Genomic DNA, 24,421 nt, shown 5'->3' with positions numbered 1-24,421 from the left:
GTCACTGCGGAACTTTGGCCGTCAGTTCAGCCGGCCATGCCTGCTGCGCATCGAGACGCACCCAGGCCACGCCGGGCAAGCCCACTTTCACCAGCGCCAGGTGCTTTTGCAGCAGCTCGCGGCTGATCTGCGCTTTCACGCGGAACATCAGCTTCTGGCGCTCGCTGGCCGTTTCCACCGTCTTCGGCGTGAACTGCGCGCTGGCAGCGACAAACGAGATCGTCGCCGGAATCACGTAATTGGGCGCCGCATCGAGGATGATGCGCACTTCGCCGCCCATCGCCACCTTGCCGGCCGCCGTCTCGGGCAGGAAGAAGGTCATGTAGACGTCCGACAGGTCGACCAGGTTGAGCACCTTGCCGCCACCGGCCAGTACTTCGCCCTGCTGCGCCACCAGGTATTGCACGCGGCCGTCGCGCGGCGCCGCCAGCTGGCCATCGGCCAGGTCGGCGTCGATGCGCGCGGTGGTCGCTTCGGCGGCCGTCACGGCCGAACGCGAACCGACCACTTGCGCTTTGGCCGCATCGATGGCCGCCTGCGCCGCCGTGACCTGCGCCTTGGCCGCATTCAGGGCCGCGGCCACGCTGCGCACGCGGGCGCGGTCATCGTCGAGTTCCTGCACCGAGGACGCGCCCTCTTTCGACAGGGTTTCCGAGCGGGCCAGGCGGCGGCGGGCCGCATCGAGTTCGCTTTCACGCTGCGCCACCATGGCCAGCGCGGCCGCCTTGTCGCTCTCGCGCACGGCCACCTGCGCCTGCGCACCGACCACCGCGTCGGAGGCCTGCTGCTGGCGCGCGCGCGCCTCGTCGCGCTGGGCCACCAGGGAATCGACCTGCATGGTGGCCAGCGGCTGGCCCGCCTTGACGAAGTCGCCCTCGCGCACGAGGATCTCCTTGACGCGGCCGGCCAGCTTGGTGGCGACGTCGATTTCGGTCGCTTCGATGCGGCCGTTGCCGCTGACAAACCCCTCACCGGGGCCAGTGGGACGCATTTTTTGCCAGGCCACATAGCCCAGCACGAGAACGGCCACGACCAGCGCCGCGGGGATGATTTTTTTCTTCAGTTGTGCATTCATGGTATCGGGCCGATCAAATTAGTGGGTGGAAGCGGCGGCGGCGACAGGCGCGCCGCCGCCCAGCGCGGCATACAGGCTGACCTGGCTGGAGAGCAGCGCGCGGCGCGTCTGCACCAGTTGCTGCTCGACCGTCAGCAGGTCGCGCTGGGCATCGAGCACTTCCAGGTAGGGCGCTGCGCCATTGTCATAGCGCAGCTTGGCCAGGCGCGCGCGTTCGCTCTGCGCGGCCAGGGTGGTCTTGCCGATGTCGACCTGCAGCGCCAGCCAGCGCCGGTTCGACAAGGCGTCGGCCACTTCGCGAAACGCGCCCTGCACGCTCTTTTCATAATTGGCCACGGCCACGTCGCGGCGTACCTCGGCCAGGTCCATGTTGGCGCGGATGCGGCCCGCGTCAAAGATCGGCAGCACCAGGCGCGGCGCGAAATTCCAGGCGCCGCTGCCAGAATCGAACAGGCCGCTCAATTCCGCGCTGGCCGTGCCGTAGGCGGCCGTCAGCGAAATGGTCGGAAAGAACGCGGCGCGCGCGGCGCCGATATTGGCTTGCGCGGCGCGCAGCTGATGCTCGGCCGCCATCAGGTCGGGACGCTGCGTGAGCAAGGCCGAGGGCAGGCCCGCATGCAGCGGCTGCAGCACGCTGGCGTCGTCGAAGCGGCGCGTGTCTGGCGTCAGGTCGACCGGGCCGCCCACCAGCTGGGCCAGCGCGTGCGCCTGCACGGCGCGCGCCTGCTCCAGCTGCGCCGACAGCGAGAGTGCCTGGCTGAGCAGCGTTTCCACCTGCGTCAGGTCCAGCTTGGAAATCGAACCGACCTCGAAGCGGCGCGTAAAGATGCGCAGCGACTCGGCGCGGCTGTCGACCGTGGCGCGCGCCAGCGCCACGCGTTCATCGAGTTCGCGCAAGCTCAGGTAGCCATTGGCCACCTGCGCCACCAGGGCCACGCCGACGGCGCGGCGTGCCTCGTCGCTGGCCAGCAGGGTTTGCAGCGCGCTGTCCTTCAGGCTGCGCACGCGGCCCCAGAAATCGAGCTCCCAGGCGCTCACGTTCAAGCCCGTTTGATACTGCGCGCTCGTCATGGGGCGGCCCGTCACGCTCAGGTCACCGGGCACGCGCGTACGGCTGCCGGAGGCGCCCAGCGCAATGGTGGGGAATTGTTCCGCGCGCTGGATGCCATACGCGGCGCGTGCCTCTTCCACGCGCAGGGCGGCGATGCGAATATCGCGGTTGCCCGCCAGCGCCTGCGCAATCAGCGCCTGCAGGCGCGCGTCGGCAAAATAGGCTTGCCAGGCGATGTCCGCCGCGCGCGCGCCGGCGGGATCGGTTTCCGGATACTGCGCCGCCACGGGCAGCGGCGGTGGCGCGTACGGCGGCGCCATCGAGGTGCAGCCGGTCAGGGCCAGCGTGGCGGCCAGTGCAGTGGCCAGCGCGGCCATCCTGGCGCACGCAGATAAAGCGGGAACAGGCATGATCATCTTCTTCCAGTCAATTCAGAATGTTGTAGCCGCCGTCGACATACAAGGTGCCGCCCGTGATGGCGCGCGCGCCGTCGCCGGCGAGGAAGGCGCACAGCGCGCCCACGTCCTCGATGGTGGCCAGGCAGCGCATGGGCGAGCGTTCGATGGCGTCGGCCATCAGGCGGTCGAAATGGGCAATGCCGGAAGCGGCCCGCGTCTCCAGGGGCCCCGGCGAGATGGCATTGACGCGGATGCCTTGCGGACCCAGTTCGGCCGCCAGGTAGCGCACCGATGCTTCCAGCGCCGCCTTCACGGGACCCATCAGGCCATAGTCGGCGATGACTTCTTCGGCGCCCAGGTAACTCATGGTCATCAGGCTGCCGCCGTCCGGCATCAGCGGTTCGGCCAGTTTCGCCATGCGCATGAAGGAGTGGCAGGAGATATCCATCGCCTGCGCGAAGCCGTCGGCCGAACTGTCCGTGACGCGGCCATGCAAGTCCTGCTTGGGCGCGTAAGCGATGGAATGGACGACGAAATCGAGCCGCCCCCACTGCTGCTCGATCTGCGCAAACAGCGCTTCGAGCTGGCCCGGCACGGCCACATCGAGCGGCGCCATGATGGCCGCCTGCACTTGCTGCGCCAGCGGCTCCACATGTGGACGCGCCTTGTCATTGAGCCAGGTCACGGCCAGTTCGGCGCCAGCCGCGCGCAAGGCGCTGGCGCAGCCCCAGGCGATGCTTTGCGCGTTGGCGATGCCCACCACCAGCCCGCGTTTTCCCCGCAATGGCAGGAATGGCGGCACGGACGCCGTCATGGTTGATTCGGACGCAGGGCGGGCCAGGGCGTGGCCGCGTTCACGCATCGCACCGCGCCGGCGCGCATGGCGGCGGCGCACATGGCCAGCGTGACGCCGCCGGCGCGCGCATACGGCAAGGCAATGGGAGTGTGGGGGTGTAAGGTATTGCACGCGTCAGGCGCGGGGATCTGCATCTTCATGAATCGGGCTTCCGTCACTGAAATTCGAGGCCAGCACCAGTGCATTCTCGGGGAACTGGTACGGGGCGAAATTACTCTACAGCATTTAGACGCGTGATTCGTGATGAGTCCGATACGCATTCCATGACGCTTTGAGCTAGGTCAACTATAAGTGCGATTGCGGCAATGCAGCATTGATGTAAATCAAATTTTACCTCAATATTAACTAAATGAAATATTTTTCAGGCAAGCGTGCGGGCGTGCGTATTTGATAATACCGCTGGGCTGGCAGGAAGAAAAGGGACTTTTCCGGCGCAGATGGGCATTATTTGAAAAACAAGCAGCGCTGGACGCCGGCCGATGGCAGGCGGCGGGGGAGAGATGGAATGGGGGCCATGCTATTGCATTGCAACATGGCCCGCCATGCCTTGCGGAACTGCGCTGAATGGCCTTATTGGCGCGGCGCCGCGGCGGGACGCGAATACAGGTCGATGATGGTGCTGATGCCATCCTGGCATACGGCGCAGAAGGTCTCGCTGCGGTCGAACATGATGCATTGCATCTCGGGGCGGTAGTAGCCGGACGACTCGTAGTTCGCGCCTTCGAAGGCGCCCACCGCATGGCGCTGCGGCGCCTTCGAGAACAGCTGCTGCGTGTACGCCAGGTCGGCCTTGAACAAGTCGCTCATCTCGCTTTCCGGGCGGTTGGCCGCGCGCAGGGCGGCGCGCTGCTTCTGGTATTCGCGCGCATGGCTGTCATACGCCTCCTTCGGCCATGGCGTGGGCAGCGGCGTGCCGGCCTTGACGTGGTTCTGCCATTTCAGCCTGGCCGGATCGCGCAGCGCCGTGGCGTTCGGCTCCCACGGTTCCTGCCGCTCGCCATTCGACTGATAGGCCACGGGCGACGTGTAGTACTCGTCGGCCAGGCCCGCAAAGTGGTGGCCGAATTCATGCACGAACAGGTAATTGGCCCAGTCGTTGTTGGCTGCGGCCGTGCTGAACTGGCCGAAGATGCCGCCACCGCCGTAGGTGTCGTTGTTGACGAGGATTTCGATGAATTCATACGGCGCATACTGCGCCAGGTCACGCAGCGCGCGGTTGTCCGTCGTCAGCACATAACGCTCGCTGCCGAAAATATCGTAGCGCGTACCCAGCGGCGACGCATGGTGCACGCCCGTCGATGGACGCGACACGCCCGATTCCTGCGTCGGCGCGGCCATGGCCCACACATTGAAGTCATTGGCCCGTTCGCGGAACGGCGAGACCGTAAACAGGTGTTCGGCCAGTTTGCGCGCCGTCGCTTCGAACTTGCCCATTTCGGCGGCCGTGTAGCCGTCGCCCATGATCAGCAGGTCGACCTTCCCGGACGAGGGGCCACTGATGCGGATCGGTATCGGCTTGACGGGTGCCGGCGGCTGCTTGCGGATCACGTCCTGCGCGGCCGGGTCGACATCGGTGCTCCACACAACGGAAAACAGGCCGCGCTCGTCGCGCTTGAGGATGCGCACGCGCACGGGCTGCTCGGGCTGCGGGAAACGCACGGACTCCTGAAACGCGCGCGTGGTGGTTTTCGCTTCGTCGGTACTGGCCCATTCACCGAAGATGGTGGAAAAACCGCGCGAATACAGCACCTTGCCCGACTGGATATCGACCACTTCCAGCAGATTGTTGCCACGGTTGCTGTCATCGATGGGGCGCGCCGGGTTGCCCGGCCATGGCAAGGGCTCGACCAGCACGCGCTCGACCGCATAATGCTCGCCCAGCGCATTGCCGCTGTGCTGGTAATCGAGGCGCATGGTGGCCGGCGGCGCAGTGGCCGCCTGCGCGGCAGGGACGATGCCAGCGGCCAGCGCCAGCGCGCAGAGGAAGGATCGAATCGGGGTCTGCTGCATGTCATTCCTAAAACGGTAGAAAAACAGGTGAAGGGAACGGTTTTCCAAACAATCGGCGGGCCTGCCGTCCGGCGCGGAAAAAACCGCTGCGGCACATTGTAGCGAGAGGAAGCGAGCGTGCAAAGCGCCCATTTCACACGCTACGCTTGACCATGCGAGACTATCGTTTTATATTAGACTGACTAGTCGATCAATTAAAAGGAGAGCCCATCGCCATGCGCACCATCGATCCCGGCAAACACGCGGCCCGCCGCGACGCCATTCTCGCCGCCGCGCGCACTTGCTTCGCGCGCAAGGGCTTTCACCAGACCAGCACCGCCGCCATCTGCGCGCAAGCGGGCATGAGTCCGGGCAACCTGTTTCACTACTTCCCCACCAAGCAAGCCATCATCGCTGCCATCGTCGACCAGGAAGGCAGCGAGACGGCCGCCTATTTCGCCGGCGTGCAAGGCAGCGCCGATGCGTACGGCGCCCTGCTCGATTTCATGGACCTGGTGCTGGCGCTGGCGGCCGACGGGGATGTGGCGGGACTGGCGCTGGACATTGCCGCCGAAGCGATGCGCGATCCGGATATCGCGGGCAGGGTGGCGCGCAACGATGCCGTGCTGCGCGCCGGCGTGCAGGCGCTGCTGGAAAGCGCTGCGGCGCGAGGCCAGGTCGACGCCGCGCTCGACCCCGCGCAAACGGCCGGCTGGATCGCCGCGCTGATCGACGGCATCTTCAACCGGGTCGCCGTCGATCCCCATTACGCGCCATCGGCGCAGCGCGCCAGCCTGCACCTGTTATTGGCGCGCTTCCTGCGCCCTGCCCTGGCATGAGCGGCGCCATGCAAACCCCGCCGACGCGCATCGCCGACGTCGACGCCCTGCGCGGCTGCGCCCTGTTCGGCATTTTGGTCGTCAATATCGGTGCCTTCGCCACGCCGTGGTTCGGCCTGGGCTTGACCGATCCGGCCTTTCACGGCGGCGTGGACCGCGCCACGCATTTTCTCGTCGCGCTGCTGTTCGAGACCAAGTTCTATCTGCTGTTTTCCTTCCTGTTCGGCTACAGCTTCACCTTGCAGATGCAGGCGGCGGCGCGCGCCGACGCGCCGTTCGTGCCGCGCATGCTGCGCCGGCAAGCTGGCCTGTGGCTGATCGGCGCCCTGCATGCCGTGTTCCTGTTTCATGGCGACATACTCACCACCTACGCCGTGCTGGGCATCGTGCTGCTGGTGCTGCACCGCTGCGGCGAACGCCAGGCGCTGTCACTGGCGTTGGTGCTCGTCACCGTCTGCGTGGGGTTCTGGGCATCGATGGCCTGGCTGCAAAGCCTGCAGCCGGCGGGCGACGCGGCGGACAACGCCGTGGCGATGGCGCAGAAGGCGGCGGCCGCGCTGGCCGCCTACCGCGCCACGCCGGCCACCGTGATTACCCAGCACCTGCGTGAACTGAGCGACATCTGGATCGTCCTGCTGCTGGTGCAAGCGCCGTGCGCACTGGCCATGTTCCTGTGCGGCCTGGCCGCCGGCAAGCGCGAGATGCTGCTGCACGCCAGCGCATACCTGCCGCTGCGCCGCCGCCTGCTGTGGGCCGGCGCGCTGGTGGGCCTGCCCGGCGCCGCCTTCTATGCGTGGACCTCCGTGTATGCGCAAAGCCAGGCATGGCAGGTGGCGGGACTGGCCGTGGGACTGGCGAGTGCGCCGCTGCTGGCGGGCGCTTACCTGGCGCTGGCGCTGGCCCTGTTCGAGCGCCTGCGCGACGGCACGCTGTTTGCACTGCTGGCCGATACGGGCCGCATGGCCCTGTCGAACTACCTGCTGCAGTCGGCCATCTGTGCCTGGCTGTTCCTCGCGTATGGCGCGCGGCTGATGGGCAGCGTCTCGCCGCTCGCTGCGCTGGCGCTGGCTGTCATCCTCTTTTGCGTGCAGCTGCCACTGAGCCGCTGGTGGCTGCGCGGCCACGCGTATGGCCCCGTCGAGTGGCTGCTGCGGGCATTGACGATCGCCGCGTGGCCGCGCTGGCGGCGGTAGCGGCGCCTATTTGTAGCGGTACAGCGGTTGGCGCAGCTGGATCGGACGGATATCGAGACGCAGCTTCAGCACCGAATACGCTTCCGCCTCGGTCGAACTGTAGCCGACGCTGTTGACCGTTTTACTGAAGCGGAACTCGAAGCCCAGGTCCGGGTACGGGTCGCGCGGGTTGCCGAAGGCGATGCCGATGGCTTCCTGCTGGGCGTTGTCGATCAGGTTGCCCATCAGGTCGAGCACGGCGTTATTGCCGAGAATATCGTTGGTAAACACGGGTTCGCGCATGTCGGGCTGGTTCGGATCGAGCTTGTTGTCGGCCTTGTCCGGCGACGGCGTAAACACGCGCGTGACGAGGTTGAATTTGTCGCCCCGGTCCAGATAGCTGATGGCGGCGTTGCTGATATTGAAATTTTTCACGCCACGGTCGCTGATGGCGCCCGACAGGTCGATCAGCAAGGCGCCGCTGTAACCGATGACTTCCACGTCGCGCATGGCGTCGACCACCATGGCGCTGTTTTCATCGATACCCAGTCCCAGGTGATAGCCTTTTTTCAGCATCACGGGAATCATGCGCGCAAAACGCCCGCGTACCAGCAGATGCTGGTCCACGAAGACATCGCTGCCGATGAAGCCCAGCCCCGGCGCAATCTCGCGCCCGTCCGTGACGCCCATCTTGAGCATGTCGAGCACGGGCTTGGCATCGTAGAACATGGTGGTGCTCATGATGGCGGCGCCGGCGCTGGAACCGGCGATCACGCCGCCGCTGCGGTAGACCGACCAGATGGCTTCCAGCGCGGCCGTGCGGCTGCCGTCCGGGCGCAGCAAGGCTTGCGTGATGCGGCCCTGGTCGCCGCCGGCAAAATAGATGCCGCTGGCCGACTTGATCTGCGTGACGATGGCCGGATCTTCGGCCGCCTTGCGGTAATCGCGATTGGGCAGCTTGACGGCCAGCGGCACGAAAAAGGCATCGGCGCCATATTGATTGAGTTTTTGGATGATGCTTTCACCCGATTTTTCCGGATTCATCGCGGCCGAAGCCAGCACGGCGATCCGCGCGCCCGGCCCGCCCGACAACTTGACGATGCGCTGCCAGACTTCGGCATTGTCGGCGCGCAGGCCGCCGCCGATGATGACGAGGGTGCCCTGCGGCGCGCTGCCGATGGCACTGCCGCCGGGCGCCGCCACGGCATGGAAGCAGCACAATGCCAGCGCGAACAGCAGCGCGGCGCGGAAGGTGTGATACAGGCTTGAAGATGATTTCATGGTGCCTCTCGAATACAAGGAAAGGGGCACGCGCCTGGCGCGCGCCCTTGCTGCCAAAACTGCTGCTTGCAACCCAACGCCATCGGACTACGATGCTACCCGCTGCGTGTGACAGCCGTATTGCGGTATCTCCTGCTTTGCCGCCTTATTTGAAGCTGTAATTGGCGCTGGCATAGAAGCGCCGCCCACGCGGGTCCGAATAAGTAGGGTCATAGCCGGACAGGAAGTAATACGCCTGGTTCGAGTACGGCGGGCTGGTATTGAACAGATTCTGTATGCCCGCGCGCAGCTTGAACTGCTTGCTGACCGCATACGCAGCCGACATGTCCCACAGCGTGTAGGCCTTGACCCGGTTCGGCTTGACGACGCTGCCGTCGTCCGTGTTGATGGCCGAATTCTGGTCAGCATAGCCGCTCGAATAGGTGTTCGACAGGCTGGCCGAATACGGTCCGTTGTCCCAGTCCAGCGTGATCGTATGGCGCCAGCGCTGCACCACGCCGTCCGTGACGAATTTATTGAGGTTACTGATAAAAACGTCTCCAGGGCTGGTCTGGATTTTCGAGTCGAGCACATACGTGCCGCTCAGGTGGCCGCCGAAACGCCCCCACGCCGTTTTCACGCCATGCAGGTCGGCCGTGATATCGATGCCCGCGGCTTTTTGCGCACCGCGGTTTTCCTTGCGCAGCTCGATGTAGTCGATTTCATTGTCCTTGTTGCGATGCACCAGGTCGCCGTACTTGGCCAGGTTGCCGAGGATGATGTCGTCGCCGATTTCGCTGATCAGGTCCGTGCGCTGGATGTTCCAGTAGTCGGCACTGAAGGTCCAGTGCTGGCTCGGTTCGAGCACCAGGCCGGCCGTGAACTGGCGGCTGCGCTCCGGTTTCAGCTTGTCGTTGCTGTAGCGGCGCGTATCCCAGTTATCGGCGCAGACGGAATAGTCATTGTTCTCGCTCGCGCAATACACGGGATCGGGCAAGGTCGCCGTGCTGCTGTAGGCGGTGGGACGGTGCAGGTCCGACATCGATGGCGCGCGGAAGCCCTTGCCGGCCGAGGCGCGCAGCAGCACCTGCTTGCTGGGCATGTAGGTCAGGCCGATTTTAGGACTCAAGGCGCCGCCTACCTGCTGGTAATGGTCGTAGCGACCCGACAACTGCGCCTGCCACTGTTTGGTAAACGGCAGCAGCAGTTCGCTGTAGATGGCTTGCACGTTGCGGCTGTCGCTGGTGGCCACGCCGCCTTCGGGCGCCGCGTCGTTGTTGATGTTGTCACTCATCAGCAACGCCGATGGCCGGAACTCGGTGCGTTCACGGCGCACTTCGCCGCCCACGGCCAGCGCCATATCGCCGCCGCCCAGCGCCATCAGCGCGCGCGACGCCTTGAAGTCGAGCGAGTCCATGACGCCGCGCGCATGCCGTACTTCATCATTGACCTGGATGCTGTCGAGCAGCGCCTTGCCTTCCGTTCCCGATGGCCCGAAGGGATTGATGCGGCCATCGGCGATACCTTCCAACAGCTTGTCGTACAGGACATAGCCATGGGTATCCTTGTCCTTGACCACATTGACGCTGTGGTTCAGGCCCACGTCGTAATCCCAGCCGGCGAGCGTGCCGGTGGCGCCGACCACGAAGCGCTGGCTCTCGCTGGTCAGCTCGCTGGTGCGCATGCCCGCCTCGTTCAGGCGCATGCGCAGTTCCAGCTCGCGTCCCACCGGTTCGCCATCCTCGTCAAGCGCCGTATCGAAGCCGGCATTGGCCAGCTGCGGCACCTTGCTGTAATCGAGATAGCCGATCACGCGCGCCGACGAACCCACGTAATAGCTGCGCGAGCGGCTCAGCGCCACCTCCGCATACAGCTGGTGGTCGTTGTTCAGCTTCAGCACGCCGCGCGTCAGCAGGTTCTGCTTGTCCGTCTTCGGGTACAGCTCCGTGTCGCCCATGTAGTCATAGGTACAGGCGTCGACGCCGCCCGTTCCCGCCGGCAGGTACAGATTGGCCGGCGGCGAACAGTTCGGGATCGACAGATTGATCTGCCGGTTGGTGATGGGCTGGCCGTTGAGCTGGAAATCGTTGTCCTGCAAATGCGTGCGCTGGGCGCCGCTGAGGCGGATATTCGCCGGGCTGGTAAAACTCGACAGCAAATGCCCCAGGCGCTGCGGCACCTGCAGGTTCGGGATGAACTTGCGCTGCGAGGAGCTGAGGCGGTCCGTCTTTTGCATGTCGACCACGGCAAAGATATTGTAGCCATCCGCCGCCAGGTCACCCGTGCCGGCCGTGATGCTGGCCGTACGCTTGCCTGCCCCGCCTTCCTGCGTGCCGCTGCCGTAGACGTTCAGCTCCACGCCCTGGTAATCCTTGCGCGTAATAAAATTGATGACGCCGCCGATGGCGTCCGTGCCGTACAGCGCCGAGGCGCCGTCGAGCAGCACTTCCACGCGCTGCAGGGCGGCGGCGGGGATGTTGTTCAGGTCCACGCCCGCATCGTCGCCGGGCGAGGCAAAGTTGGCCATGCGCCGGCCATTGAGCAGCACCAGGGTCGACGACGTGCCCACGCCGCGCAGGTTGGCGCTGTTGAAGCCGCGCTGGTCGCCGCCCACGTTGATGCTGACGCCATCGGTCAGGCCGCCCACGTTGGCCGACACGCGCGCCATCAGCTCGGCCGCCGTCGTCACGCCCGCCTTGTCGATCTCGGCGCGCGTGATGATCTGCACCGGCAGCGCCGTCTCCGATTCCAGGCGCTTGATGGCCGACCCCGTGATCTCCACGCGCTGCATTTTTTTCGGCGCCGGCTCGCCATCCCGCGCCGGCTCCTGCTCCTGTACCTGCGCCTGCGCCAGCGCGCCGCTGGCCAGCATGCCCAGTGCCGCCGACACGCCCACGGCCCCCAGCGCCAGGCGCATGGCATGCGCCAGCGCCGACTCGCGTGGCAATACGGAACGGCCGACCTGTCTTTTCATGTGCATTGCATCTCTCCCCGATGGTGTATGTCTGATTTTTATCATGATTTTTGTACTGCCTTGCGCTGCCTGGATACTGCTGTCCGGGGCCCTGGCACGCCATGCTCGCCGCCGTACAGATAGGCGGCGATGACTTCGCTCAGACGGGCCGCTTTTTCAACGTTCTTCTTGTTCGACACCATCAGCGCCACGGCCAGCGCCTCGATCATGGCCAGCGCCGTGCTGGCGCTGCTGGGCAGGACGGGATGCGTGCTTTGTGCATACAGCGCGTGATCGGCCAGTTCGGCCAGGGGCGACGCGGGCGAGTCGGTGAGCGCCACGATGCAGGCGCCGCGGTCGCGCGCGAAGCTGGCCAGGCCGATGCAGTCGAGCGTATAGCGGGGGAACGAGATCACCACCAGCACGTCGTGCGCCGTCAGGTTGACCAGGTGCCCGGCCGCCACTTCAGAACCGCCGATGCCCACCACTTCCACCACATGCGGACAAAACGGCTGCAGATGCTGCACCAGCATGCCCGCCAGATTGGCCGACAGGCCAAAACCCATCACATACACGACCTTGGCGCGCGTCAGGCGCCGCACCACGGCCTGCATGGCCGGCGGCGACAGGGCATCGGACGTGGCGGCGATATTCGCGGCCGCATATTCCAGGCTTTCCGTGATCGGTGACGTGGCGCGCGCGCGCCGTTGTATCGTACGGCGCAATTTGTCGACTGGCTGCAACAGCGATTGCAGGGTTTCGGCCATGGCGCTGCGCATGGCCGAATAATTCTTTTGCCCGATGTCGCGCGCGAAGCGGCTGATGGTCGCCGTCGAGACCTGGCAACTGTCGGCCAGTTCCTCGATGCCCAGCGCCGTCACGCGCATCTGATTGCGCAGCAGGTAATCGGCGATCTGCCGCTGCGAGGCCGAGCCGCTGGCCAGCACGTGCATCAGCGTTTGCCCCAACGGCGATTGCGCGAAGGCGGCATCGGGCGACGACAGGGTGGCGGCCACTGGCGGGCGGAAGCTGTTACGGGCAGGACTGGCGGATGATTTCATATCACTGGCGGCCTGTGTTCTTGTGCATGGCGGATGACGGATAAAAAGACGAAAACGGGTCGCTGGAACCCACTTTACTCATATCAAAAAGAAAACTCAACAAATATTTGTAAAAGGATTTTCATTGATTTACTTCGTGAAAATAATGCTACATAATCGACCGAAATCCATCAACCGCGCCCCGTTTTGGGGCGAATTCACCATGCAAGTACAACAGCATCCCATCTCCACCGCGCACGCCAGCGTCGCGTGCCAATTGAGCAGCTTCCACTTTGGCGGTGCGGCGGCCAATAGCCGCAGCGGCAAGAAGGTGTATATCCAGGCGGCGCTGCATGCGGACGAGGTGCCGGGCATGCTGGTGTCGCAGTTCCTGCGCCGCGAACTGCTGGCGCTGGAGGCGGCGGGCAAGGTGCACGGCGAAATCATCCTGGTGCCGGCCGCCAATCCGATCGGCCTGGCGCAAGCCATCCATGGCGCGCCGTTCGGCCGCTTCGACCTGACCACCGGCATCAACTTCAACCGCGCCTATCGCCACGTGGCCGATGAACTGAAAACCACGCTCGATGGCCAGCTGGGGCAGGATGCGAAAGCCAACGTGGCGCTGATACGCCAGCATGCGCGCGACGCCGTCGCCGCCTGGCGGCCGTCCACGGATGCGGAGACGCTGAAAAAGACGCTGCTGGGCATGGCCATCGATGCCGACATCGTGCTCGACCTGCATTGCGATAACGAGGCGGCCCTGCACATCTATACGGGCACGCCGCTGGCGGCGCAGATCGCGCCCCTGTCCGCGCTCCTGGGCGCGCGCGCCGTGCTGCTGGAACTGGCGGCCGGCGAAGAGCCGTTCGACGAAGCCTGCAGCCGCCTGTGGTGGGACCTGGACGCACACTTCGGCGGCCGCTATCCGATTCCCGCCGCCTGCCTGTCGACCACCGTCGAATTGCGCGGCGAAGTGGAAGTGAGCTACGCCCTGGCAGAGCGCGACGCCACCGCCCTGCTGCGCTTTCTTGCCATCGAGGGCGTGCTGGAGATCGCCGGCGCCGGCGACGACCTGCCCGCGCCACAATGCCAGCCCACGCCGCTGGCCGGCGTGGAGCCTATCCTCGCGCCGCATCACGGCGTACTGGTGTATCTGCGCGAAATGGGCGAGGTGCTGGCCGCCGGCGATGCGCTGGCCGACCTGATCGATCCGGTCAGCGGCGAGACGACGACCTTGCGCTGCAGCGTCGCCGGTGTCTTCTTTGCGCGCAGCGCCCACCGCCACGTCTTGCGCGGCATGAACGTCGGCAAGGTCGCCGGCGCCATCGCCTTCCGCGGCGGCAGCCTGCTGAGCCAATAAATGTCACCCATGAAAAAATTCAAGCTGCCCAACACCTTCGTCCTGCTGTGCGGCATCCTGGCCATGATCGCGCTGGCGACCTGGCTGGTACCGGGCGGGAAATTCGACACGCAGCTGGTCAACGGCAAGCAGCTGATCATTCCCGGCACGTTTCACTACGTCGACAACAAGCCGCAGGGACTGGCCGCGCTGATGATGGCGCCCATCAAGGGCTTCGTCGACGCCAGCCTGATCATCGGCTTCATCCTGATCGTCGGCGGCGCCTTCGCCGTGCTGCAAAAAACCGAAGCCTTCGATTCGCTGATCAAGGCCATCGCCAAGGCGCATACCAGTTCGCGCTTCGTGCGCGCCGCCATCATTCCCGTCTTCTTCACCATGTTCTCGCTGGGCGGCGCCACCTTCGGCATGAACGAGGAAGCCATTCCCTTCATCCTGATCTTCGTGCCGCTGGCGCTGGCGCTGGGCTACGACACCATCACGGGCGTGTCGATTCCCTTCATCGGCTCGCAGGTGGGCTTTTCCGCCGCCTTTTTAAATCCGTTCAACGTCGGCATCGCGCAGGGCATCGCCGGCGTGCCGATCTTTTCCGGCATCGGCTACCGCCTGATCGTGTGGGCCATCGCCACGGCCGTCAGCATCGTATTTTTGATGTGGTATGCGGCGCGCATCAAGCGCCATCCGGAAAAAAGCCCGACCTACCTGCTCGACATCGAAAAGCGCAGCGAACATTCGATGGACCTCGACAGCTTTGCCGGCATGACGCGCACGCACCGCGCCGTGCTGTGGATTTTCATGGCGACCTTGCTGACGATGGTCGTCGGCGTCGTCAAGTACGACTGGTTCATCGATGAAATCGCCGCCCTGTTCCTGGTAATGGCCATCGTCGTCGGCCTGGTCGGCCGGCTCGACATGGACAGCCTGGTGGCATCCTTCGTGCAGGGCGCGCGCGACATGGTCAGCGTGGCGCTGGTCATCGCGCTGGCGCGCGGCACCATGATCCTGGCGCGCGATGCGCAGATCATCGACACCATGCTGCATGCATTGACGCCCCTGGTGGCGTCGTCAAGCCCCGTCTTTGCCGCGCAAAAAATGTTCTTCATGCAGTCGGTTATCAACTTCTTCATCCATTCCGGCAGCGGCCAGGCGGCTCTCACCATGCCGATCATGGCGCCGCTGGCCGACCTGGTGGGCGTGACGCGCCAGACCGCCATCCTGGCCTTCCAGTTCGGCGAATTCACCACGCCGATGATCCCCACTTCCGGCATCACCGTCGGCGTGCTGGCGCTGGCGCGCGTGCCGTGGATTACCTGGGCCAAGTGGATGATCCCGCTGCAGCTGATCTACCTGGTGCTCGCGCTGCTGCTCTTGATTCCGCCGTGCCTGATGCACTGGCAATAAAACGCAGCGCTCGATTGGGCCATGCCGATGGCAGGCCGACAAATCTGGCATTGCGCCGCGCTTACAGCGCCGCTTTTTCTTCCGCGCTCAGACGCTTGGCGCTGACGTACACGGTGTGCATGGTGGCTTGATCGGCGCTGGCAAGGATGGGTGCCGGCGCGGCGCGGAACTGCGGTACGGCGGCGGTGGCCAGGCTGGTGGCCGCGGCGATGGCGATGATGGCGACGAAGATGGCTTCCATGTTTTTAGCGATGTTCATGATGGTGTCCTTTGGGTGGCTGGTTGTCTGCTGCGATGATGGAACTGTAGGCGCATCGGACCGCCATCTCCACCGGATTGCGACAGAGTGCCCAATCGGCGGGACAGAATACAAACGGACGCGACGAAACGCCGCAGTAGCGGCAAACGCAAGAAGCAGCATCGACATCGATATCAGCGTCGGTGCCAGGCGCCCAGCCCCACTGCGCGCAGACACTGCCGACTCAGTTCTGGACCCACTGCGGTAGATACTCTTGCACAACATGCTCGGCTGCCCTCGCCTGCAGTGCATCGCGGCGACGCTTGAGCGGATCGCGCTCGGGCAATGCACTCATCCATTGCTTGAAACGGACAAAGGCCATCGGCTCCAGCGTATTCATCCTGGCCATGGCGCCATTGGTGGCGACGATGACCGCCGAGAATTGCGCTGAATCGAGCAACTCCTGGGCACGCGGTGCTTGCGCCACCCAGAAATCGTCGTCCTCATCACTCAAGCGCATGGGATGCGGATCATCACCGACCTGCACGCGGCGGATAATATCAACCTCGAATCCATCTTTATTGACGGCGGTATATTTCTGCGAATCCCGGATTCGGAACGTCGGGTCCACTTTCTGAAGCACGCCCAACATGGAAACGTCAACCTTGCTCAAGGCGGTAGCGAATGCGACGCGTTTTCGTACATCCCACAGCAGATCAATGTCGCGTGTTGCTACCGCATCGTCCTCAAAGGTCATGCCGGCAGCCGATTCATAGGCATACAGCGCGTGCGTACCAACCACACGAAAGTGCTCACCGAGCCTGGTAGCCGCCAGGCGGTTCAAAATATCCACAATAATCGGCGCGACGCGTCCAACGCGAAGTGCACGGTTCATGCGCTTCTGCTTGAGCAATGAGGCCTTCAGACCATCTCGCCGCGCGGCAGCCATTTCCTTTCTCTGCCGGAAACGGGCATACATTGCTTCCGTTTCCGGCGAGCGCCGCCCCAGACTCTTCTCACTGCCGGAAGCACTGGTACGCACCAGATAGGCATCGTCAGGCGCCGAGACAGGTCCTTTATGCCAATACATCCCCCCTCGCACTTTAGCGGCCTCGGCAAGCGCATCTTCATAGGCCTCAAAAGTGGCGACTGCATCAATATATTGTCGCGTGGCGTCGGCAGGCCGCTCTCGCATGGAAGGCTCCTCGGTACATTTATTTGTTTTTTAATTTTATGCCGAAAAAATATAAAAATCAATTACTTACAAATTAGTTCACGGGTCTGGGAAGTTTTTACAGCTTGAAAAGAACACGGCCACCAGGACACAAGCAATGGTTGATTGCAGGCGGCACGGATGCCGACGGGATGCCCCTGCCGCCGAACCGCGCTGGTGGTCGGTCAGCTGACGCTGTATTGACCTTGCTGCCAGCTGGGCTGGCAAGAACCGGGGATGCCACCGGTGCTGACTGGCGATGATGCTGTAGTGCTGGAGATGATGGTGCTGATGGTGGTACTGAGATGGCTTACTGATACTGCTGGCACTGCATCGCCGCGCTTACAGGGCGGCTTTTTCTTCCGCGCTCAGACGCTTGGCGCTGACATACACGGTGTGCATGGTGGCTTGATCGGCGCTGGCGGCGAAGGCGGCGGAAGCGGCCGGTGCGGCGCGCAATTTCGGCACGGCGGCGGTGGCCAGGCTGGTGGCGGCGGCGATGGCGATGATGGCAACGAAGATGGCTTCCATGTTTTTAGCGATGTTCATGATGGTGTCCTTTGAGTGGCTGGTTGTGTGTTGCGATGATGGAACTGTAGGCCGATCACCCTTGAACTGCCATCGGATTGCGACCAAACGCACGATTCGCGGGACAGAATACAAAAAGCCCGGATGGAGCGCACAACAGCGTCCACCGCGTGGCATTTGACGCGTGCCAGCCCCATTCCCGGCCATTTCAGCGCCCTGCAAGCCCCTAAAAGCCCTACCGCCGGCCAACCTTGTTTATAATCGCCCTACACTAAAGGACTTCTTTCATGACTGATCAATTCTCCAAAAAGGGCGAAGCCTGGTCGGCCCGGTTTTCCGAACCGGTCTCGGACCTCGTCAAGCGCTACACAGCTTCTGTATTTTTTGACAAGCGCCTGGCGCTGTTCGACATCGAAGGTTCGCTGGCCCATGCGGAAATGCTGCATGCGCAAGCCATCATCAGCCCGGCCGACTACGCTGAAATCGTGCGCGGCATGGCGCAAATCTCGCAGGAAATCGCCGCCGGCCAGTTCGAATGGCTGCTGGACCTGGAAGATGTCCACCTGAATATCGAAAAACGCCTGACCGAACTGGTCGGCGATGCAGGCAAGCGCTTGCACACCGGCCGTTCGCGCAACGACCAGGTGGCCACCGACATCCGCCTGTACGTGCGTTCGGCCATCGACGACATCACCGCCCTGCTGGCGACATTCCGCAGCGCGCTGACGGACCTGGCCGAGCAGCATGCCGACACCATCATGCCGGGCTTTACCCACATGCAGGTGGCCCAGCCGATCACCTTCGGCCATCACATGCTGGCGTATGTCGAAATGTTCGGCCGCGATGCCGAGCGCATGGCCGACTGCCGCAAGCGCGTCAATCGCCTGCCGCTGGGCGCCGCCGCCCTGGCCGGCACCACCTTCCCCATCGACCGCCTGCGCGTGGCAAAAACGCTGGGCTTCGACGACGTTTGCCACAACTCGCTCGACGCCGTGTCGGACCGTGATTTCGCCATCGAATTTTGCGCCGCAGCCGCCGTGCTGATGATGCACGTGTCGCGCATGGCCGAGGAACTGGTGATCTGGATGAGCCCTCGCATCGGCTTCATCGACATCGCCGACCGCTTCTGCACCGGCTCGTCGATCATGCCGCAAAAGAAAAACCCGGACGTGCCCGAGCTCGCCCGTGGCAAGACGGGCCGCGTGTATGGCCACCTGATTGGCCTGTTGACCCTGATGAAAGGCCAGCCGCTGGCCTACAACAAGGATAACCAGGAAGACAAGGAACCGCTGTTCGACACCGTCGACACCGTCATCGACACCCTGCGCATCTTCGCCGATATGGCCGGCGGCATCACGGTAAAACCGGAAGCGATGCGCGCGGCAGCCCTGCAGGGGTATGCCACGGCGACCGACCTGGCCGACTATCTGGTCAAGAAAGGCTTGCCATTCCGCGACGCCCATGAAGCGGTGGCCCTGGCCGTGCGCGCCTGCGTCGATGCCGGTTGCGACCTGGCCGACCTGTCGCTGGAGCAGTTGCGCGCCTTCTCGCCGCTGACTGGCGAAGACGTATTCGAGGTGCTGACGCTGGAAGGCTCCGTCGCCGCGCGCGACCACGTGGGCGGCACCGCGCCGCGCCAGGTGCGCGCCGCGATTGCCCGCGTGCGCACGCAGCTGGAAAAATAAACCGCGCTTGCGCGCGCAAGCGCCCCGCTGCATCGCTGCAGCGGGGCGTTTTTCATTGCGCGACGATTGTCGACAGCACGGAAAAAGCGGCCCCCGTCTGCGACGCCTCCAGCAGCAGTGTCAGCTCCGTATACGTGCAGATGATGTTAATCAAATTGATACGCTCCCAGGCCAGGCGCTTGAGGATGGCGTGATACACGCCCGGCGTATAGCAGGTTTCGGGCGCCAGGTGCAAGGTCACGGCCGTCACCCGTTCCAGGCGCGCCAGTTCCTGCTCTTCGCCGAACACCTCTTCCACCAGCGCATGCAGCGAACGGCTGCAGATCACCATCACCTCGTTGACGCCGCGCGTGACCGTGATGAACGTGCCGCGCTGGGGCGCTGCCAGCGCCAGCAACTGGCGCTGGCAGGCATACGTCTGGTCGGAGTAGCGGTAGGTGAAAATCATCAATTCGCTGCGCGTGGACAGTTCGCCCGCGCGGTGCGCCAACACGATCTCGCCGCTTTTCTGCTGCGGCATCCGCTCGGCCAGGCGGCGCAGCGCCATCACCACGGCGGCCTGCCCCACCGGTTTCCATAGGTCGGTCTGCAATTGCGGCTGCAACTGGCGCGCCAGTTCCGACAGGTTGAGCAAGCCCCGGCCCAGCCCCTCGCTGAGAAACGCCGATTCCATCACGATCTGTTCCACTTTGGTCGCTATCGAAAGCATAGTTCTTCGGGCCGGTGATTCCGGTGCACGCACCAGGAGCCGGCAACCCTTCCTGAAAAAGAGAATGCACTGCGCCAGCGGCCACGCCGGGTGGCGCGGTCGGACTCGTTGAAAGCCCCCGTCGCAGGGGGAGGAGCCGGATAGCGGCGGCTAGGAAGGCGGATGCAGTATGCAGGCCGCTCCAGAGGGGAAATGGCTGAAACCAACAGCAGAAAACAGAACTGATGTCATGTGAAACTCCCGATTTTTTCCCGATGCGCTGTATCTGGACGCGGTCATTGCCGCGTGCGCTTTTATTGTCTTCGCGTGCGCCACTGGGGACAACGCGAAGGCCTAGTGTAGATCGCAACATTTAGAAAACGCAACCGTGTTTTTCCAACAGAACACATCATTGAGGGAACAGATCCAAAACAAAATTTGCAGCTTGCGATACATCAAACTTTGCGATGATACCGCGCCGATAAATGTTCAATTCTTAACAAAAATTCGCGTAGTGACCCATTTCTTGAATTTTTTGACATGGCGATCTCGACAAGTTTAGTGTCCCCTTACCCGACTTCATGCCACCACAAAACGGCAGGCTATCCGCTCGCCGCCAGGCACGCCGGGGTGGCCATCAGGCATCGCGGCCAGCTCATTCACCATTTCCTTAACCGATACCATGGAGCAGAAATGAATTTACGTTTGACGATAGTTGCCGCATCCATCGCCGCCCTGCCGCTGATGGCCACCACGGCCGATGCCGCCACGCCGCTGCCACACACCCTGATGGCCGCCCCGGTCACCCTGGCCTCTCCACAAGAGAACGCCAGCCTGGTCAGCAAGCTCGCCGCGCAAGCGCGCAGCCGCGGCCTGAATACCGAACATGGCTTTGCCGTCGGCGCCCAGCATCCGGGCGTCAGCGGCACGCGCGTGAGCCGCGTACAGCACACCTACAAGGGCTTGCCCATCTTCGGTTCCGAGACGGTGGTGGTCAGCAACAGCGCCGGCGACATCGTCAGCGAATCCGTGTCGGACCGCGCTTCGGGCCTCGGTAGCGGCGGCGTCAATGCCGTCACGCGCAGCGCCACCACCGATATCGACACCGCGCCAGCCGTCAGCGTCGCCGCCGCCATCGCCGCCGCCGTGAAAAGCATCGGCGTGCCGGCCGTCGACCACGTGCCGCCGCATGCGCAACTGCTGATCTACCCGGTGATGAAAACCGTGCGCGTGGCTGGCGCCGAAAACAAATCGGAAGCGGCACTGAACGCCCTCGACGTGCAGGACGTGGTCGACCACTACGAGCTGGCCTACCTGGTGCAGACGCGCATGATCAGCGGCAACAAGCCCGTCTACTACGATACCATCGTCAGTGCCAGGGACGGCCGCATCCTGCGCCAGTGGAAAGCCCTGAAAACCGTCGCCGGCATCGGCAACAGCCAGTACAACGGCCAGGTGCCGCTCAACACCACGCTCACGGGCAGCACCTACACCATGAAGGACCCCAGCCGCGGCACGGGCGGCAGCTTCGGCGGCATGGCCATCACGAATGCCAACCACGGCACCACCTCGGGCAGCGTGTACAGCAGCACCAGCAATACCTGGGGCGACGGCCAGCAATACATCAACGGCGGCAGCACCACCAACGCCAACGGCCAGACGGCGGCCGTCAACGCGATGTGGGGCCTGATGAACACCTACGACACGCACAAGAATGTGCTGGGCTGGTCCAGCCTGGACGGCAACAACACGGCCACCCACATCGCCGCCCACGTCAACACGGCCTACGACAACGCTTATTACGACAGCAGCTGCAAGTGCATGTACATCGGCGACGGCGGCAGCTCGTTCAACAACCTCGGTTCCATCGACGTGATCGGCCATGAAATGGGCCACGGCATCACGGATGCCACCTCGGGCCTGATCTACTCGCAGGAATCGGGCGGCTTGAACGAGTCGAGCTCGGACATCGCCGGCGAAATGGTGGAAGCGTATGCGCGCGCCGGGGGCACGGGCACCAGCATCCCCAACACGGGCAACGATTGGATGACGGGCAAGGAAATCGCCAAGAATGGCCAGCCGCTGCGCTGGCTGTACAAACCGAGCAAGGATGGCAGCAGCCCGAATGCGTGGAGCAGCACCATCAAGAACCTCGACGTCCACTACAGCAGCGGCCCGAACAACCGCATGTTCTACTTCCTGTCGCAAGGCTCGAATTCCACGTCCAGCAGCGACTACTACAGCTCCTACCTGAACAAAAGCCCGCTGGCCATGACCGGTATCGGCAGCGACAAGGCCTACCGCATCTGGTTCAAGGCAGCGACCACCAAGTTCACTTCGTCGACCAACTACGCCGATGCGCGCAACAAGGTGCTGCTGGCCGCCGAGGAACTGTATGGCGTTGGCAGCGCCGAGGCAACGGCCGTCAAGCGCGCGTATGCGGCCATCAACGTGGGTGCCGACGTCGATGAATCGACCACGGGCGGCGCGGTGAGCATCACCAGCCAGCCAGCCAGCATCACCGTCGCACCGGGCGCCACCGCCTCGTTCGCCGTGGGCGCGGGTGGCGGCACGGCGCCGTACACCTACAAGTGGTACCGCAACGGCGCCATGATCAGCGGCGCCACCTCGCCCGCCTACAGCTTCACGACCGTGGCGGCCGACAACGGCGCCGTCTTCAAGGCGACGGTGACGGATGCCTCGTCGCCTGCAGTGACGGCCACGTCGAACAACGCCACGCTGACGGTGGGCACCAGCAGCGCCACCGAACGCGTGACGAACGGCGGCTTTGAAGCCGGTGCCACGGGCTGGAGCGGCACCACGGGCGCCATCGGCACGTTTACGGGGCAAGCCGCGTATGAAGGCACGCAGTACGCCTGGCTGGGCGGCAATGGCGCCACGGCCAGCGAATCGCTGACGCAAAGCGTGGCCATTCCGGCCGGCGCCACGTCCGCCAGCTTGAGCTTCGCGCTGCATATCGACACGGCTGAAACGGGCAATACCGTGTACGACAAGCTGGTTGTCACCGTGAAGAACAGCGCCGGCACGGTGCTGGGCACCCTGGCCACGTATTCGAACGTGAACAAGGCGACCGGCTACCAGATCCGCACGTTTGACCTGATCGCCTACAAGGGCCAGACCGTGCAGATCTCGTTTGCCGCGACCGAGGACGCCTCGCTGCAAACCTCGTTCGTGATCGACAAGGTCAGCCTGGTCACCCAGTAAGCGGCTGAACCTGCGGGCAAGCCATCGATTCACGGCTTGTCCGCACAGCACGATTGATTTCCTGGCAATTCCAGTCTACCCTGAGGCAGTGATTGCATCTTGCCTGCTGCCGGTACCCGCGACGAATTGAACTTTTTTTGGATGGTTCCTGACCGATGCCTACTTCGACCTTGTCCGCACGCGCATTCCCCTCTTCCTCTCACCCCCTGTTCACGTCCCAGGCTCTCACCATGCTCACCTGAGCCGACGATGCAGTTCCACCTCCAGGTGCAGGGCCCGGCGGGCAGCCAGGCGCTGTCCATCGACGCCGCCAGCGAGGCCGAGGCGATCCGCGCGGCCGTGCGCGGTGGCTGGCGCGTGCTGGCCGTCGACGCTGGCGCCACCTCAGACACGGGCGCCGCGCTGCGTCCCGGCAAGCAGGGCTTGCCCCTGCTGCAATTCAGCCAGGAGTTGCTGGCCCTGCTCGAAGCGGGCCTGAACTTGGGCGAGGCCATGGCCACCCTGCACAACAAGGAAACGCGCCCTGGCGCCAAGGCCACGCTGGCCGCCATCGTGCGCACGCTGCAGCAGGGACAGAGCTTTTCCGACACACTGGCCGGTTTCCCCGACATCTTCCCCGACATTTACATCGCCACCGTGCATGCGGCCGAACGCTCGGGCAACCTGCCCGAGGCGCTGGCGCGCTTCGTCGGCTACCAGCTGCAGTTCGACGCCATCCGCAAAAAACTCATTTCGGCCGCCATCTACCCGTGCATGCTGCTCGTCGTCGGCGGCCTGGTGACGCTGTTCCTGCTCGGCTACGTGGTGCCGAAGTTCAGCGTCGTCTACGAAAGCTCGGGCCGCGAGATTCCCTGGATGTCGCAAATGCTGCTCGGCTTTGGGCAAACGCTGGCCGCGCATCCGCTGCTGTGCGCCGGCGCACTGGCCGCTGCGGTGGCCGCCGTGGTGTTCGGCATCGCCAACCGCGCCATGCGCCAGGCCCTCGTGCTGCGCCTCTTGCGCCTGCCCGTGCTGGCGGACAAGGCGGCGGAATTCCGCCTGGCCCGCTTCTACCGCGCCCTGAGCCTGCTGCTGCACGCCGGCATCCCGCTGCACAAGGCGCTGGCCATGGTCGCCCCCATGCTGCTGCCCGCGCAGCAGGAGCAGCTGGCGCAGGCGCGCCGCGCGGTGCAGGAGGGCATGCCGTTTTCCACCGCGCTGGAGCAGGCCGGCATGGCCACGCCGGTGGCGCAATCGCTGCTGAAAGTGGGAGAGAACACGGGCCGCCTGGGCGACATGCTGGAACGCTCGGCCAAGTTCCACGACGAGGAATTCGCCCGCTGGGTGGACTGGGCCTCGCGCCTGCTCGAACCGCTCTTGATGACCATCATCGGCGTGGTGATCGGCGGCGTGGTGGTGCTGATGTACATGCCGATCTTTGAACTGGCCGGGAGCTTATCTTGAAGTTCATGTC

19 protein-coding genes are annotated in these 24,421 nt (G+C 64.1%); 7 read left to right on the top strand and 12 right to left on the bottom strand.

Annotation, left to right across the window (positions count from 1 at the left end; genetic code table 11):
- Position 1: 1 nt before the first annotated feature.
- The 5 genes from ACP7DW_RS02055 to ACP7DW_RS02035 form a co-directional block, all read right to left on the bottom strand.
- Positions 2 to 1,075 carry an HlyD family secretion protein gene (locus ACP7DW_RS02055; protein WP_298409607.1) on the bottom strand — a complete coding sequence of 358 codons (1,074 nt, stop codon included), beginning with the start codon at positions 1,073 to 1,075 and terminating at the stop codon, positions 2 to 4.
- Between the two features lie 18 nt (positions 1,076 to 1,093).
- Positions 1,094 to 2,542, bottom strand: coding sequence for an efflux transporter outer membrane subunit (locus tag ACP7DW_RS02050; RefSeq protein ID WP_426053608.1), 1,449 nt, complete (start codon positions 2,540 to 2,542; stop codon positions 1,094 to 1,096).
- Positions 2,543 to 2,552: 10 nt separating this feature from the next.
- The gene (gene fabI, locus ACP7DW_RS02045; protein WP_426053609.1) at positions 2,553 to 3,338 is read right to left on the bottom strand and encodes an enoyl-ACP reductase FabI; all 786 of its coding nucleotides are present in this window, start codon (positions 3,336 to 3,338) and stop codon (positions 2,553 to 2,555) included.
- Positions 3,335 to 3,520: a hypothetical protein gene (locus tag ACP7DW_RS02040; RefSeq protein WP_426053610.1), complete on the bottom strand. Its 186-nt coding sequence runs from the start codon at positions 3,518 to 3,520 to the stop codon at positions 3,335 to 3,337. Before ACP7DW_RS02040 ends, fabI begins: the two co-directional genes overlap by 4 nt.
- Before the next feature lie 430 nt (positions 3,521 to 3,950).
- Positions 3,951 to 5,390, bottom strand: a complete 1,440-nt coding sequence (locus tag ACP7DW_RS02035; protein WP_426053611.1) for an IgA Peptidase M64 — start codon at positions 5,388 to 5,390, stop codon at positions 3,951 to 3,953.
- A gap of 215 nt (positions 5,391 to 5,605) precedes the next feature.
- Here ACP7DW_RS02035 and ACP7DW_RS02030 point away from each other — a divergent pair, with 215 nt between their 5' ends.
- Together ACP7DW_RS02030 and ACP7DW_RS02025 are read left to right on the top strand one after the other, a co-directional pair.
- On the top strand, positions 5,606 to 6,208 hold the full coding sequence (locus tag ACP7DW_RS02030) for a TetR/AcrR family transcriptional regulator (RefSeq protein ID WP_426053612.1): 603 nt from the start codon (positions 5,606 to 5,608) through the stop codon (positions 6,206 to 6,208).
- A gap of 8 nt (positions 6,209 to 6,216) precedes the next feature.
- A complete protein-coding gene (locus ACP7DW_RS02025; protein ID WP_426053613.1) occupies positions 6,217 to 7,401 on the top strand; it encodes a DUF418 domain-containing protein in 1,185 nt (394 codons plus the stop codon).
- Positions 7,402 to 7,407: 6 nt separating this feature from the next.
- Here ACP7DW_RS02025 and ACP7DW_RS02020 read toward each other — a convergent pair whose 3' ends face one another.
- The 3 genes from ACP7DW_RS02020 to ACP7DW_RS02010 all read right to left on the bottom strand — a co-directional run bounded on the left by ACP7DW_RS02020 (position 7,408) and on the right by ACP7DW_RS02010 (position 12,654).
- The gene (locus ACP7DW_RS02020) at positions 7,408 to 8,661 is read right to left on the bottom strand and encodes a cyanophycinase (protein ID WP_426053614.1); all 1,254 of its coding nucleotides are present in this window, start codon (positions 8,659 to 8,661) and stop codon (positions 7,408 to 7,410) included.
- 145 nt (positions 8,662 to 8,806) lie between these two features.
- Positions 8,807 to 11,620 (bottom strand): TonB-dependent receptor, encoded by a 2,814-nt coding sequence (locus tag ACP7DW_RS02015; protein ID WP_426053615.1) that lies wholly within the window; start codon positions 11,618 to 11,620, stop codon positions 8,807 to 8,809.
- A gap of 35 nt (positions 11,621 to 11,655) precedes the next feature.
- Positions 11,656 to 12,654 (bottom strand): MurR/RpiR family transcriptional regulator, encoded by a 999-nt coding sequence (locus ACP7DW_RS02010; protein ID WP_426053616.1) that lies wholly within the window; start codon positions 12,652 to 12,654, stop codon positions 11,656 to 11,658.
- 202 nt (positions 12,655 to 12,856) lie between these two features.
- Between ACP7DW_RS02010 and ACP7DW_RS02005 the strand changes: the two genes are divergently transcribed.
- Together ACP7DW_RS02005 and ACP7DW_RS02000 are read left to right on the top strand one after the other, a co-directional pair.
- The gene (locus ACP7DW_RS02005; RefSeq protein WP_426053617.1) at positions 12,857 to 13,993 is read left to right on the top strand and encodes a succinylglutamate desuccinylase/aspartoacylase family protein; all 1,137 of its coding nucleotides are present in this window, start codon (positions 12,857 to 12,859) and stop codon (positions 13,991 to 13,993) included.
- Positions 13,994 to 14,002: 9 nt separating this feature from the next.
- Complete coding sequence (locus ACP7DW_RS02000; protein ID WP_096237894.1) at positions 14,003 to 15,391, top strand: YfcC family protein; 1,389 nt, start codon at positions 14,003 to 14,005, stop codon at positions 15,389 to 15,391.
- Between the two features lie 61 nt (positions 15,392 to 15,452).
- Here ACP7DW_RS02000 and ACP7DW_RS01995 read toward each other — a convergent pair whose 3' ends face one another.
- From ACP7DW_RS01995 to ACP7DW_RS01985, 3 genes are all read right to left on the bottom strand, one after another.
- Positions 15,453 to 15,650 (bottom strand): hypothetical protein, encoded by a 198-nt coding sequence (locus ACP7DW_RS01995; protein WP_426053618.1) that lies wholly within the window; start codon positions 15,648 to 15,650, stop codon positions 15,453 to 15,455.
- Positions 15,651 to 15,873: 223 nt separating this feature from the next.
- Positions 15,874 to 16,824, bottom strand: a complete 951-nt coding sequence (locus ACP7DW_RS01990; RefSeq protein ID WP_426053619.1) for a GSU2403 family nucleotidyltransferase fold protein — start codon at positions 16,822 to 16,824, stop codon at positions 15,874 to 15,876.
- A 360-nt stretch (positions 16,825 to 17,184) separates the two neighbouring features.
- Positions 17,185 to 17,391 carry a hypothetical protein gene (locus ACP7DW_RS01985; RefSeq protein WP_426053620.1) on the bottom strand — a complete coding sequence of 69 codons (207 nt, stop codon included), beginning with the start codon at positions 17,389 to 17,391 and terminating at the stop codon, positions 17,185 to 17,187.
- A gap of 266 nt (positions 17,392 to 17,657) precedes the next feature.
- Between ACP7DW_RS01985 and argH the strand changes: the two genes are divergently transcribed.
- A complete protein-coding gene (gene argH, locus ACP7DW_RS01980) occupies positions 17,658 to 19,055 on the top strand; it encodes an argininosuccinate lyase (RefSeq protein ID WP_219115461.1) in 1,398 nt (465 codons plus the stop codon).
- Positions 19,056 to 19,107: 52 nt separating this feature from the next.
- Here the strand turns inward: argH and ACP7DW_RS01975 are convergent, their stop codons facing one another.
- Complete coding sequence (locus tag ACP7DW_RS01975) at positions 19,108 to 19,764, bottom strand: hypothetical protein (protein ID WP_426053621.1); 657 nt, start codon at positions 19,762 to 19,764, stop codon at positions 19,108 to 19,110.
- 672 nt (positions 19,765 to 20,436) lie between these two features.
- Between ACP7DW_RS01975 and ACP7DW_RS01970 the strand changes: the two genes are divergently transcribed.
- Both ACP7DW_RS01970 and ACP7DW_RS01965 read left to right on the top strand, forming a co-directional pair.
- Positions 20,437 to 22,968 carry a M4 family metallopeptidase gene (locus ACP7DW_RS01970; protein WP_426053622.1) on the top strand — a complete coding sequence of 844 codons (2,532 nt, stop codon included), beginning with the start codon at positions 20,437 to 20,439 and terminating at the stop codon, positions 22,966 to 22,968.
- 249 nt (positions 22,969 to 23,217) lie between these two features.
- The gene (locus ACP7DW_RS01965) at positions 23,218 to 24,411 is read left to right on the top strand and encodes a type II secretion system F family protein (protein ID WP_426053623.1); all 1,194 of its coding nucleotides are present in this window, start codon (positions 23,218 to 23,220) and stop codon (positions 24,409 to 24,411) included.
- Positions 24,412 to 24,421 lie beyond the last annotated feature (10 nt).

The organism is Janthinobacterium sp. PSRC1-1 (assembly GCF_049897525.1).
GTDB classification, from domain to species: domain Bacteria; phylum Pseudomonadota; class Gammaproteobacteria; order Burkholderiales; family Burkholderiaceae_D; genus Janthinobacterium; species Janthinobacterium tructae.
Note: the sequence above shows the minus strand (reverse complement) of the source record. Positions and strands in the feature narration are given on the sequence as shown.

Excerpts from the sequence above, each read along its gene's own strand:
- ACP7DW_RS02020 (WP_426053614.1), bottom strand. The coding sequence starts at position 8,661 with ATGAAATCATCTTCAAGCCTGTATCACACCTTCCGCGCCGCGCTGCTG.
- fabI (WP_426053609.1), bottom strand. The coding sequence starts at position 3,338 with ATGACGGCGTCCGTGCCGCCATTCCTGCCATTGCGGGGAAAACGCGGG.
- ACP7DW_RS02005 (WP_426053617.1), top strand. The coding sequence starts at position 12,857 with ATGCAAGTACAACAGCATCCCATCTCCACCGCGCACGCCAGCGTCGCG.
- ACP7DW_RS01985 (WP_426053620.1), bottom strand. The coding sequence starts at position 17,391 with ATGAACATCGCTAAAAACATGGAAGCCATCTTCGTTGCCATCATCGCC.
- ACP7DW_RS02035 (WP_426053611.1), bottom strand. The coding sequence starts at position 5,390 with ATGCAGCAGACCCCGATTCGATCCTTCCTCTGCGCGCTGGCGCTGGCC.
- ACP7DW_RS02010 (WP_426053616.1), bottom strand. The coding sequence starts at position 12,654 with ATGAAATCATCCGCCAGTCCTGCCCGTAACAGCTTCCGCCCGCCAGTG.
- ACP7DW_RS02025 (WP_426053613.1), top strand. The coding sequence starts at position 6,217 with ATGCAAACCCCGCCGACGCGCATCGCCGACGTCGACGCCCTGCGCGGC.
- argH (WP_219115461.1), top strand. The coding sequence starts at position 17,658 with ATGACTGATCAATTCTCCAAAAAGGGCGAAGCCTGGTCGGCCCGGTTT.
- ACP7DW_RS01970 (WP_426053622.1), top strand. The coding sequence starts at position 20,437 with ATGAATTTACGTTTGACGATAGTTGCCGCATCCATCGCCGCCCTGCCG.
- ACP7DW_RS01995 (WP_426053618.1), bottom strand. The coding sequence starts at position 15,650 with ATGAACATCGCTAAAAACATGGAAGCCATCTTCGTCGCCATCATCGCC.
- ACP7DW_RS01965 (WP_426053623.1), top strand. The coding sequence starts at position 23,218 with ATGCAGTTCCACCTCCAGGTGCAGGGCCCGGCGGGCAGCCAGGCGCTG.
- ACP7DW_RS02055 (WP_298409607.1), bottom strand. The coding sequence starts at position 1,075 with ATGAATGCACAACTGAAGAAAAAAATCATCCCCGCGGCGCTGGTCGTG.
- ACP7DW_RS02050 (WP_426053608.1), bottom strand. The coding sequence starts at position 2,542 with ATGATCATGCCTGTTCCCGCTTTATCTGCGTGCGCCAGGATGGCCGCG.
- ACP7DW_RS02000 (WP_096237894.1), top strand. The coding sequence starts at position 14,003 with ATGAAAAAATTCAAGCTGCCCAACACCTTCGTCCTGCTGTGCGGCATC.
- ACP7DW_RS01975 (WP_426053621.1), bottom strand. The coding sequence starts at position 19,764 with ATGCTTTCGATAGCGACCAAAGTGGAACAGATCGTGATGGAATCGGCG.
- ACP7DW_RS02030 (WP_426053612.1), top strand. The coding sequence starts at position 5,606 with ATGCGCACCATCGATCCCGGCAAACACGCGGCCCGCCGCGACGCCATT.
- ACP7DW_RS02015 (WP_426053615.1), bottom strand. The coding sequence starts at position 11,620 with ATGCACATGAAAAGACAGGTCGGCCGTTCCGTATTGCCACGCGAGTCG.
- ACP7DW_RS01990 (WP_426053619.1), bottom strand. The coding sequence starts at position 16,824 with ATGCGAGAGCGGCCTGCCGACGCCACGCGACAATATATTGATGCAGTC.
- ACP7DW_RS02040 (WP_426053610.1), bottom strand. The coding sequence starts at position 3,520 with ATGAAGATGCAGATCCCCGCGCCTGACGCGTGCAATACCTTACACCCC.